This is a genomic window from Myxacorys sp. (genome assembly GCF_059501405.1).
The window spans coordinates 22,629-35,761 of the sequence record NZ_JCACCM010000041.1 but is presented as its reverse complement, the minus strand read 5'-3'; the positions used below and the strand labels follow the sequence as shown (position 1 = coordinate 35,761).

Genomic DNA, 13,133 nt, shown 5'->3' with positions numbered 1-13,133 from the left:
GTAACGGGATCTCTGACTTCTTCGAGAACTTGGAGATCCCGTTACACGGCTTAGACCACCGTTCGATTGAGGGCAACCAGGACTTTAGCGGAACCGTCGGGCGCAGGTTGTGCTTTGCTCCACTCGTAGACTTTGGCATAGCCGCGCAGGTGTTGGTCACGGATGTAGCTTTGCACCGTTTCGGGGATGCCGATCCCTACGATCGTCAGCAGACGCGGATCGGGGTTGATTTGAATCGGAGATGTGTTGTAGGTCATAGCAGTTGTGTCACTCCACAGAAGAGATGGGTTGAAGCGATACCCAAAACCAAAGCCACCCCCTCGCTTTTTTGCCATAGCAAGTCAGGGTGGCTAGTGGAGTGATAAACTGCCCTCTAGCCCTCCGGACTGTTGTACGCAGTCTTGAGGGTTAGTCGCCTGGGGCTGGTGCAAACAGTCTCAGGTGACGCTTTAATCCCGGATATTTGTTGTTACTGAAGAACAAGGCTACTGGAGAACCGCGTTTTTCGCAAGTCTGTCTTGATACAGGTTTACAGGAGTGAGCATCTGAACTCGGAGTTTGGGGTTCGGAAGGCGGAGTTCCAGGTTCGGAAGGCGAGGTTTTAAGCTTTGATCTCGGAGTTTGAGGTTCGGAAGCCGAAGTTCCAGGTTCGGAGGGCAAAACTCCGAGTTCGGAAGGCGGAGTTCCGGGTTCAAGGGGCGGAGTTTTGCGATCGGAAGCCGAAGTTCCAGGTTCGGAGGTCGGAGTTCCGAGATCAGAGGGCGAAAGGTGAGGATTGGAGGGCGATGCTTCTGCTAACGGAGTAGAGCAACGAAGCCAGCTTGCTCAAAGTGGCGATCATGACTCAGGGCTTCGAGGATATTTTTCTGCTGCATGATGCAGAACGAAGCACAATCGGTATGGCTCCAGTCTTTGTCGGCTCTTTGTTCGTAAAGATTGAGCGATTGATGAAATAAGTCGCTGGTTTGAGCAACAATCTCGATTCTGGGATTGTTGAACGATCGCTTGACGAATTGAGCCGCCGCTTGTCTAAACGCACTCTCTCGTCTGGAAAACGAATTCAAGACTTCGGTGAAGATCATTTCACTAGTCACGATTTGAAAAGGTTCTAGAGCATTGGAAAGACTGACAGCTTTGGCACGAAGGTTATCCGCAGGGTTAAGAATTGCAATCCAATACCCCGCATCGGCAAAGACGGTTTTCATTCCTCGTCCTTTGGTGAGCCATACAGGTAATGATCTACGTTTTTAGAAAGGTCACTGGGTAATTTTTCCCATTCTTCTTTGGGAACTTGGGCGCTGATTTCTTCAACAAACTGTAGAAAGGGTGGGAGACTGGGTAGTTGCTGCGAACTCTCGGTTTGATCTACTCCGTTGCCATTAGAAGTTGTGCCCTCGTTATCTGATAGCAACACAATGACCCGCACTTTACCCGAATGACTCACTTGTAGCGGTTGATCCAATGATAGGTGTCCGTGGGCGTCGATCGTTCCGATGGCTTCGATGGCTTGCATGGTTATTAGAATGATGGATTCTGCTCAGATTCTAGCAAGGGGCAAGTGTGGAGATCGGTTTCTGGTTGTGTTGCAGTTGTGCTTTGCACTGAGCATGACAATTACATTGCGTAAGGATAGATTGTCCGATTGCTTGAGCAACATACCCACCTTCGGGGTCATCTCCCATTAAAAAAATAATTTCATTCATGCGGTTTGCTCTCCTTAATTAGTTGTTGCTCTCCTTAATTAGTTGTTGATGTCAAGCTCCAGTGCTTCAAATTGTTGGTTCATCCAAGTGATCCTTTGTGGGGCGAACTGTGCCCTCGTGGCTCCGCGCTTGGTCAAGGGAGACAGCCTTAGCCATTTCTTTGGCTTGTTGACGCTCTTTATACGAATAGGCAAAAGTCAAGAATTTCTTCAATCAGTAGGTCGGGGGCTTGCTCAATCTCTTTAAGCAACTGTTCTTTGGCACTCATGATGACATCAACACCTCTCTATTGCTGCTTATCTCTTACTGAAATAGATTCTACTGCTAGAAAGTTTAGCCTAGAGGTAACGATGGCGGCTCAGTTACAAGCTATTTGCGATCGCTGCAACGTCACGTGATCCAACGGGGTTCGCTTCGCGAAGCCCTTCGGAGCTTGACGGGAACCAATCGCAAGCAGCTCAACGGATTTAGGAATTCATCTGTCCTCTTCATTCTCCGCGATTCTTTTGGAGTTGCGCTTGGCGCTAATCGCTTCACAGTTCCCAAGAATAAGCAATGTCAATTGGTTCGGAAGGCGATGTTTCGGGTTCTGCTCTTGGAGCTTCGGGTTCGGAAGGCGACGTTTCACCCTCTGAACCATTTGTGACAACTTAGAGTTGAGGAGCGACCGTCAAGTGGGATGAGGTGAGAGGTCTAAACGCTGATTCTGCTTGGCTTCCGGCACGGTTTTGACAATTCTCAAGTCTGTGTTTTCGGGTGCTGTGAAATAGCGGATGGGGTCAGTGGCGTTGCCGCAATTGGCAGCCACCGTGAAGTGATACAAGCCCCGAAACAGCATCTCGACTGAAATCTGTTCTGTGGGCAATGACAATTCATCCGCGAGGGCATCGGCTAAATCCAGCAAGACGGCATAGAACAGTCAGGTGGCCCACACTTGGAGTTTGACGCCATTGAACGAGCCGGTCCAGAGGTAAGACAATCCCAACAGCCGTTTGACCAACCCAAAGGCGGTTTCAATCTGCCAACGTCGTCCATAGAGATCGGCAACAACATAGGGCGGCAGCGGGTGCGGCGAGAGCACAGAGGTAATGTAGCGATACCACGTGTGGCCATGCGGGATCTCGACTAAGCGCACCGTGTAGGTCGGACTATTACCTCTGCCATGTCCCAAACAGATATTTGGTCTTTGAGGTTAGGGGTGCTGGTGAGGGGTTCGAGCACTCGGTAACGGGCGTTGTGCTTCAGTCGAGTCAGCCAAGCCGCCCCCTGCTCGACGAGTGCCGCAAATTGCCCAAAGTCGTAAAAGTCCCGGTCTAAAATCAGGAGGGTCCTCGGTGGACTCAGAGCCAACAGATGGCTCCAGACCACCGTGTCGTTGAGAAAGGGCTTCTCCTCTAGCCAGATCTTGACGGGCAACTGCGTCACTCAGTCCACCACGGGTAAAGCTTGCCTGCTAACCGAGCTGGCTCATCTTGCAGGCTCTCCAACTTGCGAAACAGCGTTTCAAGGGTAGAACCATCGACCACCTCAATCTGCCCGAAGTGGTTGTGGCTCCAAGCAATACTGGCAGGCAAGGGACGCTGTTGACGAACCTGCCACCGTTCCTTGAGTAACGACAGCAATTGCATCAACACCTGCTCAAACAAGATGGCTGGAAACGTTAACAAGCGTTTGTCTAACGCTTGCTGAGACACCTGGGTTGCTGTTGCCCATAGCAAGTTCTTCCGGTTTAACACCCGAGTCAATTCATGCACCGAGGGCACTTGTCGCCACAGCAACATCAATACCGCCGCGACCATCAGCGGCAAACTCAGAATTCGCTCTCGTAGTCCCAGCTGTCGATAGGCATTCAGTTGGCTGTAAACGGCTGGACCCAACAACTCATGCAAATACGCTTCCACGGCCTCGCTGCTGAATTTCGGCGGCGGATGTGGTCTCGATTGCGGTAGGCGCGTTTTCCCATGTCGCCAATCTACCACTCCCGCCCCCTTGACAAAAGCTTGCTTCTCTTAAGTTGTCACAAATGGATTAACGTCGAGAAATAAAACTAAAAAGACAGGCTGCCTATGAAGCAACCTGTCTCTAAAATTAAGTTGTCGTAATTAGACCGCCGCTAACTCTTGTGCGGGACGCTTGCTGTTGCGGATTTCTTCGATCGCAGTGGCATAATCCGGGGCATTGAATACAGCGGAACCCGCTACGATCGCATTCGCTCCCGCTTCAATTACTTGCCAAGTGTTATTCCCTTTCAAACCACCATCGACTTCGATCCACGGATCAAGACCGCGCTCATCACACATCTGTCTTAACTTACGGATCTTGGGCAGGACACCAGGAATAAAGCTTTGACCTCCAAATCCTGGGTTGACGCTCATAATCAGCACGAGGTCGCACAGTTCAAGCACGTAGTCGATCAATTCCAACGGGCTACCCGGATTGAGAACAACGCCCGCTTTTTTTCCGTACTCTTTAATTTGTCCAAGTGTCCGGTGCAGGTGAGGTGAGGCATTATGCTCAGCGTGAACATAGATATGATCTGCGCCTGCTTTCGCAAAATCGCCAACATATTTCTCTGGCTCAACGATCATTAGGTGAACGTCTAGCGGCTTTTGGGTAACCGGACGAATCGCTTCCACAATCAAGGGACCGATCGTAATGTTGGGGACAAAGCGACCATCCATTACATCAACGTGAATCCAATCTGCTCCGGCGGCATCGACAGCCCGGATCTCTTCTCCTAAACGACTGAAATCAGCAGATAGAATCGATGGCGCAACGACAATCGGCTTCTTGGACGATTGAGTCATGATGGCTAGTCCCCTTGGGTTCCAAAAGTTGTAATTAGTTTAACAAATTGTGAATCTTTTCTCTCATAACTTAGCCAGAACTTGAGAAATCTTTAGGAAGAAATACCTAATTTGAAGTTTGGGAAATCGGGTTGAGGGGATCGAGTGAAAATAGAGAGTGGTATGACGGGGAAACGAAGATGGTGAGAGGATTTTGGCTAGGAGTTGGGCGGCTAGGAGTTGGGCAGCTAGGAATTGGGATTGTAGGAGTCGTTGTGTTGGGCGGAGTTCCTGCTTACAGCGTGCTGGTGCAAGACTCATCGATCGGGCAAGACGGCATTGATGCGTTGAAGTTGCAGTCTCCGCCCTACCGACTGACTGGGCAAAAGATCGCGATCGGGCAAGTTGAAATCGGGCGTCCGGGGCAGTTTGGCGTCGATAAGGCAGCAAGTCGGAATCGGGTTGTGGCGTTGGCGCGAGCCTTCTACCGCGACCAACCTGCAAAAGGGAATGCCAATCTCGATACTCATGCAGCCCAAGTAGCGAGTGTGATGATCGGAGATAGTAAAGCGGTGCGCGGTGTGGCTCCGAGCGCGAAACTATATTCCTCGGCGGCAGCGACTCCCCAACGGGGCGGGCAAGCAGAAGAATGTCGCTCCGCCGAGCATGTGGCGATGCAGAACGGAGGAGATGTGCGGGCGATTAACTTTAGCTTTGGAGAAGCTCTACAACAAGATCCACGGCCCAATCCCAAACTAGATGGAAATGCGCTTTTAACGCAATGTGTGGATTGGTCTGCGAGAGTTCATGATGTGCTTTACGTTGTCGCGGGGAATCAAGGGAAGGGCGGAATTCCGATTCCAACGGACAATTACAATGGCATGACCATTTCATTTACACGCCGATTGGAAAAGCTGTTTGCAAAAATTGATTTCTCCAATATCGGTGATGTTGCTCCTAGCATTCTTAAACGTAATGATGGAGTTGAAACAAGTTTGGGAGGACGCCGCTCGATCTCGCTGGCGGCTCCCGGAACTAAAATTGCGGTCGCTAGTTTGAAAGGAGATGAACTGAATCAAGTTGGGTCGAGCTTTGCGGCTCCGCATGTTACTGGAACGGTGGCGCTTCTGCAAGAATTTGGCGATCGCAACGTCCGCCAAAGCTGCAAACGGGGCGCTGGCTGCAAGGCTCCCTGGACAACTGATGCGCGTCGCCATGAAGTCATGAAAGCTGTTCTGATGAATTCTGCTGACAAGCTTAAAGATAGTGGCAACGGCTTGATGTTGGGAATGACGCGAACCATTTTGGAGAAAAACAATCGGATCTGGACGGATTCTGATGCGTATAAGAATCCGAAAATCCCGCTGAATATTCAAATGGGAGCCGGGCAACTGAACGCCTTTCGGGCCTATCAGCAGTTTAGTGCAGGAAAATGGAACCCAACTCAGCCTGTACCGGCGATCGCGTGGGACTATGGCAAAGTGGGCTTAGGAACGCCTTCAGGACGCGCGTCCTCTCAAAATTATCAAGACTATGTGCTAGAAAAACCGCTTCGGCAGGGAAGCTACGTGTCAGCCACATTGACGTGGGATCGCTGGGTTGAACTGAACGATAAAAATCGAAATGGCGAGTATGACGTGGGAGAGAATTTCCGCGATCGCGGTCTCAATAATCTCGATCTTTATCTTATGAAAGCCGAAGATACGGACGCTAGACGAAGCATCTGGTCGTCGGTCAGCGCGATCGACAATGTAGAACACATCTTTCAGCAAGTTCCTCAAACTGGGCGTTACAAAATTCGCGTCGTCTTTCGCCAACAGGTGAATCAGCCCACCCAGTCTTATGGATTGGCATGGTGGACAGTTCCAGTGTTTTAAAATCCAGTGTCTCAAAAACTGTAACCACTGCTTTGGTTTAACTAGGGCAACGTTAAAGTGTGAGTTAACAGGGTGCCCGCACACGAAAAGGTCAGTAACATTCGTAATCCGTAATCCGGCTTGTAGCGAAAACCACAATCTTTACGGATTACGACTTTTTCTTGGGCTTAATAGTTTAGAGCGTGCAGAACTAGGTTGAACGATATGGAATTGCGAATGTTGCCAAGAGTTGGGGTTGTTTTAATTGCAGCGATCGTCGCATTGAGTTCTTTAGGCTGCTCGGATGCGGCAAAATCAACGCCATCTCCTCCAACCGTAAAGCAGGAGAGGAAATCGCAGCAGGTGAACCCCAAACTAGTCAAGGCAAATACGCAATTTGGATTCAAGTTATTTTCAGAAATTTTGAAGCAAGACGGTCAGGACAATGTGTTTGTGTCGCCGTCGAGTGTTGCGATCGCGCTGTCGATGACCTATAACGGCGCAAGCGGCGAAACGCAGAAGGCAATGGCAAAAGCGCTGCAAATCCAAGGGTTGAGTTTAAGCGAATTGAACCAGGCAAATGCAGATTTGAAAACTGGTTTAGAGAATGCCGATCCGAGTGTGCAAATTGCGATCGCGAATTCGCTGTGGGCACGAGAGGGAGTTTCGTTTAATTCTGGATTTATCGATCGCAATCAAACTTTTTACAATGCAAACGTTAAAACGTTAGACTTTAATTCTGCGGCTGCCCCTGGCGAAATTAATAATTGGGTTAAAGAAAGTACTCGCGGCAGAATTAGCCAGATTGTTGAGCAGATCCGATCCGATCAAGTCATGTTTTTGCTCAACGCCGTTTATTTCAAAGGCAAGTGGACAGACGAGTTTGATAAGAAGCAAACCAAAACCCGTCCATTCTACTTAGCAGATGGAACGCAGAAGCAGCATCCGTTGATGCAGCAAAAAGGCAAATACCGCTACTACGAAAACGAGCAGTTTCAGGCGGTTAGCTTACCCTACGGCAGCGAACAAATGAGCCTTTATGTCTTTTTGCCTAATGAAAAATCGAACTTGTCAACATTCTATAAAACGTTGACCGAGAAGAATTGGCAAACTTGGATGGAGCAGTTTAGTCAACGCCAAGGATCAATTCAAATTCCACGATTCAAGCTATCTTACGACACTGAGTTAAAAGAGGCGCTATCTGCATTAGGAATGGGAGTTGCGTTTGACCGATCAAAGGCTAATTTCTCTAACCTTAGCAATGCTACAACTAACATTGATGAAGTAAAACATAAAACATTTGTAGAAGTGAATGAAGAAGGAACTGAAGCAGCAGCAGTGACCTCGGTAGGAATAACGGTTACTTCGGTTCAGGTTGAAACCCCTCCGTTTGAAATGGTTGTTAACCGACCGTTTTTCTGCGCAATTCGGGATAACAAAACAGGCGAAATTCTGTTTATGGGATCAATTGTTAATCCTAATTCCTAACTGATAAAACATTGATAAAACGGTAGTGCTTCTTCCAAACACATCGATCCAGACGTGACAGACTACTAGCGCGATCGCGTCAGATTATAGATTGAGATTCAGAAATCATTCACTACCTTTGGCTTAAAGCGGTTTGGGAATCATGCCTAGGCGATCGAGCAGTTGTTCGTCGTGCGATCGCTCTGGATTTGCTGCTGTCAACAACTTTGCGCCTGTAAAAATTGAATTTGCTCCAGCTAAAAAACACATCGCTTGCAGTTCATCGCTCATCTCTGTTCGACCTGCCGAGAGTCGCACCATTGCCGCCGGAAATAAAATGCGCGTGGTAGCAACCATCCGCACCATGTCAAATGGATCGATCGGCACTGCATTCTCTAGCGGAGTTCCTTCAATTGGAATCAGGCAATTGATCGGAATCGACTCAGGTGGCGGATCAAGATGGCAGAGAGTTTCTAACAGTTCTAAGCGATCGCGCACCGATTCTCCTAATCCTAAAATGCCACCACAGCAAACTGAGATTCCAGCATCACTCACGGCCCGAATCGTATCAAGTCGGTCTTTATAGGTGCGAGTGGAAATAATTTTGTCGTAATAGCTCGGTGACGTATCTAAGTTGTGATTGTAAGCCGTTAATCCAGCTTCTTTGAGTTGTTGGGCTTGATGAGGTTTTAGCATTCCCAACGTGCAGCAAACTTCCATCTCCATCGCTGCCACTTGTCGCACCATGTCTAAAACGCGATCGAACTGCGCCCCATCCCGAATTTCTCGCCAAGCTGCCCCCATACAAAACCGGGTTGAGCCTGCGGCTTTCGCGGCTTTTGCATCTTCCAGCACGTCAGCTATGTTCATCAACGGCTCGGGTTGCAGCCCGGTGCTGTGGTGGGCACTCTGAGCACAATACCCACAATCTTCAGGACATGCACCCGTTTTGATACTGCTTAAGGTACACATCTGGACTGCACGCGGATCATGATGCTCCCGATGAATCCGTTGGGCTTCAAACAGCAGATCGGGCAATGGTTGTTCATAAATGTGGGTAATTCGGTCGAGAGTCGTGAAGTTGGCAACCATGAGCGCGATAAACAACTACAGCTTTTGATCATCAATGATTAAGCTCCTTAAAGCAACACCATAGGTAGAGAAGACAGGTAGAGAGACAGAATGATTTGCGTCTCCCTTGGGCAAAGCTCTCCGATTTTTTCGAGGAATCGGAGAGTCCAATACAAGTTTTTTGGGTTCACGTGCTTAAATTTTCATCCCTCATCCCTCCCTGCTGATTCATCTCTCTTCCCTCTCTACACAAATCGCCCTGCTTTCCAACTCGTGGTGTACAATGCCATGGCTATGAAACCGTCTCCTTCTCGTCGTCGCCGCCGCGCTCCTGCTAAATCACAGCGTTTTAGGATTACGCTGACGGAGTTGCTATGGGCGTTGATTGGGCTGCTGCTAACGATCGGTGGGACGTTATTAAAAGCATCTACAACAGGAGTGCCTTGGACGTGGGCAAACGGGCAGGTGCCTCTGCATTTTTTGGGTGTGAGTTATCAAATTGGTGCGGTGATGCTGGTCGGATGCTTGGGCGGTCGGAATGCGGCGGTAATGTCACAGATTGCCTATCTCTCGCTTGGCTTGGCCGGATTTCAGGTGTTCTCTCAAGGCGGGGGAATGCAGTATCTGACAGAACCGAGTTTTGGCTACTTGCTTGGGTTTGTTCCGGCAGCTTGGGTCTGTGGATACATTGCGTTTAAAGCACCGCCTCGCTTGGAGTCGCTAGCATTTAGCGGACTGTGCGGTGTGATTGTGATTCACATTGTCGGCATCGCTTATCTAATATTGAGTTATCTCTTGAAGTGGATTGATGCTGCTTCTATGCCCTTTACAAAGGCACTGATGACGTATTCTGTTAATCTGCTACCAGGACAATTAGCGGTGATTTGCGCGATCGCAGTGCTGGCCTATTGCCTCAGACGTGTCATGTTTTACTAGGTTCATGCTCAAAAATCGCTTTTTTTGGCTCGCAGCGATCGCGGGGTTAATTCTCGATCGAATCACCAAACTTTGGGTGGTAAAAACGCTAGTTTTACTCCAGTCGATTCCCCTAATTCCAGACGTTTTTCACTTCACGTATGTCGTCAACAAAGGCGCAGCGTTTAGTCTATTTTCGGGCAGCATTTGGTTGCGCTGGCTTTCGCTGGCGGTGAGCCTCGGCTTGATGGCAATGGCGTGGTTTGGTCCTCGGTTTCCCCGGTGGGAACAGTTCGGATACGGGTTTATTCTGAGCGGCGCACTGGGAAATGGCATCGATCGCTTTGTGTTAGGTCATGTGGTCGATTTCATTGATGTTCGACTGATTAATTTTCCGGTGTTTAATTTAGCGGATGTTTTCATTAACGTTGGCATTGTTTGTTTGATCATTGCAACGTTCCTAAAAACTGAGCAGAAATAGCGCCTTCTAATCAAGATCAAACTTTTCAAAATCAGACTTTTGTGGATGGAGGGCAATGATCTTGGGTGCAAAGAAGCGGCTAGTTCTTCGGACTACCAATATCCACTTTCCTTGGGCTGCCAATACTTGCCGTTCTCTGGGCGGTAACTTTTCTAGCCAAGTAGACTCCAGCAAAAAGTAGGGCTGAACGTCTTCCCGCCAACGCTCTTTGATCTCTGTCTCCGAAATTGGGAATACCCGACGATCGCTATAGAAATTGAGCGAGGGGCGATTGTAAGGATAGGACGTGTAGATGATCTGCTTCCGGGGGGTAAATTGGTTCACTATCGCCGCCACAGGCTTAACCGGATAGGCTTCTTCTAACTCCCAAACCCAGTTATTTGACATCACAAAGGTGAGTAGCGTCAAGTACATCCCCCAGATGAGACAAGCGATGAATTGAGTATCGTGCCGCAGAATGAGGATCGTGGTGACCGTGAGGGTGAGCGCCAGCGTTGCAAAGATCAACTGGACATCCGATTGGAATGGAGAAGAGAAGGTGTAGAACGCACAGAGACCCCAAGCCGCGATCGCTAGCACCCCAAACCAAGTTGCCCAAACTCCGGCATGAGCAATGCGACGGTATTGCCGGAGTGCGGCTGTCAGCGGTATCCACATGCGATTGAGTTGCGCTCCAACAACTAAAGCGAGTGCCGGATAGATTGGCAACACATACCACGGCAATTTCGTTTGCATCACCGAGATCACACCAAAATAAAGGCCGCTCCAAATTAACACCAGCTTTGCCCAGCCTAAGTTCCGGTTCTCCCAGGCGTAACGAAATCCAGATGGCAAAAACAAGACCCAGGGCACGCCATTCTTGAGAATCTCTAACCCATAAAACCAAGTTGGACCCTGATTGTTGCTTACCTTGTCTGAAATGCGCTTCAGCGACTGATTCAGCAGATGCGCGTCAATAAAGGTTTGTCCGTAGTGTTGAATCTGTGCGCCGTACCACGAGGCCACCGGAACGCAACCCAGCAGAAAACCGCCCCACAGATACCCGGATGCCAGCAGGCGCGGAGTATCCCACGCCAGAAACCCAAGAGCGATCGCGCCGAGCAAAAACCCTAGAATTCCTTTAGTGAGGCAAATCAACCCGAAACTAATACCAACGCCGAGTCCCCAACGCAAATCGCGCCGCGATCGCAGCACACACCAAACCATAACGACTAAAAAGCACAGCACCGCCCCATCGAGCATCGCCAAGCGTCCATTCCGAATCACGGGTAGCGTTGTCAGGTAGACCAAAGCCGCAAATACGGCAGCCGAGCGTTGAAAGAAGACTTCTCGACCAATCCCATACACCACAGGGACCGATAGAGCCGTCAGCAGCGCTCCCGGCAATCGCGATGTCCATTCGCTAATCCCACCCGCCCGGTACGCTAGGGCAACTAACCAGTGAATCAGAGGCGGTTTGTTGAAATAGGGGTTTCCGCCTATTTCTTTGGGGTAGAGCCAGGTGAGTGAATCAAACGGCGAGCGCACCATCTCCCGCGCGACCTGAGCGACAATTCCCTCGTCCCAATCTCGCAGAGGCAAGCTCCCCAAGTTTACGGTTAGCAAAATTACTGCACCCAGCAGTAGCCCAACTGTCCAAACTGGATCAATCCAATCCTGATCAGGAGGCGTTCTTCTGACATAAGCGCCATCCGTAGAAATTTCCCGATTCATTCGTTCTTACTCGTTTGACAACACCTAGAGCAGTTTCTCGGTATTTTCCTACTCAATATATTTTGCCTCTTTTCGGTCAATCTTCTGGATTGTCGTAGCGACTGGAGCGCTGCTCAACTTTTTTCAATCCTTCCAGGGTTAACAACGTGAAAAAAGTGCCTGCGATCGCAAGCTCCCACAATCCGCAACCCCCCACTGCACCCAAGGCCGCCGTTACCCAAATCGCGGCGGCGGAGGTGAGCCCTTTAGCTCTTTGCTCATTTGTATCAGGACGCTTGGTATGCAAAATTTCTCCAGCCCCTAAAAATCCAACGCCTGCCGCAATCCCTTGGATGGCACGGCTAACGCTCTCACCCATCGAATCTAGGTTCAATTGCAATGGAATCAATACAAACAGCGCTGCTCCTAAACTCACTAAAATGTGGGTTCGCAAACCAGCAGCCTTGTGGCGTTTCTCACGATTCCACCCAATGCTTCCTCCAGCGGCGATCGCTAACATTAATCGCAACAATAAATCAATCAAGTTATGAGAGGGATTTGAAGACGTGAGCATGAATCTCGAAGATGATACAAACAATCAGAAAGAGAATTATAAACGTTTCTAATCCGAGAATGGCACATCATCCACTTTTAGACTTTCTACACCAAGAAATGAGTGATCGGTAGCTGGTCTACTGAGCCGTTGCCTTCAGACTATTTGCTACAGTTCGTTACATTTGCGAGCTGAATCTGCGAAGTCGAAGGGACAAAATCAACGACTTTCAATTCCTCAAAGCGACGAAAACTGTTCTAACTTATCCTCGTTACATTTCTATCAATTTAGGTTAAAGAATGAGATTGAAGAAATGTATTTATACGGCTAAAAAAATCAGTGCAAAAGTTAATACGTTCAGTGGGGAAACCTACCCAAGAAACGGGTAAGTGCCTTATGGCGGATGATCCCTGCAAGCCTTAATGTTAGAAATAGAGTCATGAAAGAGGCATGAAACACCTTCTTAACACGTCTCTCTGATTTAGAAACACTTTCAAGAAATTGGGATTTAATACCGTGTCTGAATGTCCCTGTTGCTCAAGCAAACTCCTACGCCATGCTCGCCAAGGAAGAGTATATTGGTTCTGCACTCACTGTTGGCAAGAGATG

15 protein-coding genes are annotated in these 13,133 nt (G+C 49.1%); 4 read left to right on the top strand and 11 right to left on the bottom strand.

Annotation, left to right across the window (positions count from 1 at the left end):
* Positions 1 to 50: 50 nt before the first annotated feature.
* From AC5I6P_RS03730 to rpe, 8 genes are all read right to left on the bottom strand, one after another.
* Positions 51 to 335 carry a hypothetical protein gene (locus tag AC5I6P_RS03730; RefSeq protein ID WP_495692415.1) on the bottom strand — a complete coding sequence of 95 codons (285 nt, stop codon included), beginning with the start codon at positions 333 to 335 and terminating at the stop codon, positions 51 to 53.
* Positions 336 to 794: 459 nt separating this feature from the next.
* Positions 795 to 1,205, bottom strand: coding sequence for a type II toxin-antitoxin system VapC family toxin (locus tag AC5I6P_RS03725; protein ID WP_495692414.1), 411 nt, complete (start codon positions 1,203 to 1,205; stop codon positions 795 to 797).
* Entirely contained in the window at positions 1,202 to 1,513 is a 312-nt protein-coding gene (locus AC5I6P_RS03720) for a hypothetical protein (protein WP_495692413.1), read from the bottom strand. Before AC5I6P_RS03720 ends, AC5I6P_RS03725 begins: the two co-directional genes overlap by 4 nt.
* An 860-nt stretch (positions 1,514 to 2,373) precedes the next feature.
* A complete protein-coding gene (locus AC5I6P_RS03715) occupies positions 2,374 to 2,607 on the bottom strand; it encodes a hypothetical protein (RefSeq protein ID WP_495692412.1) in 234 nt (77 codons plus the stop codon).
* 15 nt (positions 2,608 to 2,622) lie between these two features.
* Positions 2,623 to 2,838 carry a transposase gene (locus tag AC5I6P_RS03710; RefSeq protein WP_495692436.1) on the bottom strand — a complete coding sequence of 72 codons (216 nt, stop codon included), beginning with the start codon at positions 2,836 to 2,838 and terminating at the stop codon, positions 2,623 to 2,625.
* Positions 2,829 to 3,128 carry a hypothetical protein gene (locus tag AC5I6P_RS03705; RefSeq protein ID WP_495692411.1) on the bottom strand — a complete coding sequence of 100 codons (300 nt, stop codon included), beginning with the start codon at positions 3,126 to 3,128 and terminating at the stop codon, positions 2,829 to 2,831. Before AC5I6P_RS03705 ends, AC5I6P_RS03710 begins: the two co-directional genes overlap by 10 nt.
* The gene (locus AC5I6P_RS03700; RefSeq protein WP_495692410.1) at positions 3,125 to 3,682 is read right to left on the bottom strand and encodes a transposase; all 558 of its coding nucleotides are present in this window, start codon (positions 3,680 to 3,682) and stop codon (positions 3,125 to 3,127) included. The genes AC5I6P_RS03705 and AC5I6P_RS03700 overlap by 4 nt, the downstream gene beginning before the upstream one ends.
* 123 nt (positions 3,683 to 3,805) lie before the next feature.
* Complete coding sequence (rpe, locus tag AC5I6P_RS03695) at positions 3,806 to 4,510, bottom strand: ribulose-phosphate 3-epimerase (RefSeq protein ID WP_495692409.1); 705 nt, start codon at positions 4,508 to 4,510, stop codon at positions 3,806 to 3,808.
* A gap of 179 nt (positions 4,511 to 4,689) precedes the next feature.
* On the opposite strand from rpe, the gene AC5I6P_RS03690 reads away from it, so the two are divergent.
* Positions 4,690 to 6,366 (top strand): S8 family serine peptidase, encoded by a 1,677-nt coding sequence (locus tag AC5I6P_RS03690; RefSeq protein ID WP_495692408.1) that lies wholly within the window; start codon positions 4,690 to 4,692, stop codon positions 6,364 to 6,366.
* 204 nt (positions 6,367 to 6,570) lie between these two features.
* Positions 6,571 to 7,833 (top strand): serpin family protein, encoded by a 1,263-nt coding sequence (locus AC5I6P_RS03685; RefSeq protein ID WP_495692407.1) that lies wholly within the window; start codon positions 6,571 to 6,573, stop codon positions 7,831 to 7,833.
* 123 nt (positions 7,834 to 7,956) lie between these two features.
* Here AC5I6P_RS03685 and bioB read toward each other — a convergent pair whose 3' ends face one another.
* Positions 7,957 to 8,904: a biotin synthase BioB gene (gene bioB, locus AC5I6P_RS03680; RefSeq protein WP_495692406.1), complete on the bottom strand. Its 948-nt coding sequence runs from the start codon at positions 8,902 to 8,904 to the stop codon at positions 7,957 to 7,959.
* Positions 8,905 to 9,171: 267 nt separating this feature from the next.
* Here bioB and AC5I6P_RS03675 point away from each other — a divergent pair, with 267 nt between their 5' ends.
* Entirely contained in the window at positions 9,172 to 9,819 is a 648-nt protein-coding gene (locus AC5I6P_RS03675; RefSeq protein ID WP_495692405.1) for a biotin transporter BioY, read from the top strand.
* Between the two features lie 4 nt (positions 9,820 to 9,823).
* Positions 9,824 to 10,279: a signal peptidase II gene (lspA, locus tag AC5I6P_RS03670; protein ID WP_495692404.1), complete on the top strand. Its 456-nt coding sequence runs from the start codon at positions 9,824 to 9,826 to the stop codon at positions 10,277 to 10,279.
* 6 nt (positions 10,280 to 10,285) lie between these two features.
* Here lspA and AC5I6P_RS03665 read toward each other — a convergent pair whose 3' ends face one another.
* Positions 10,286 to 11,992, bottom strand: coding sequence for an ArnT family glycosyltransferase (locus AC5I6P_RS03665; RefSeq protein ID WP_495692403.1), 1,707 nt, complete (start codon positions 11,990 to 11,992; stop codon positions 10,286 to 10,288).
* Between the two features lie 76 nt (positions 11,993 to 12,068).
* A complete protein-coding gene (locus AC5I6P_RS03660) occupies positions 12,069 to 12,545 on the bottom strand; it encodes an MgtC/SapB family protein (RefSeq protein ID WP_495692402.1) in 477 nt (158 codons plus the stop codon).
* Between the last annotated feature and the right edge of the window lie 588 nt (positions 12,546 to 13,133).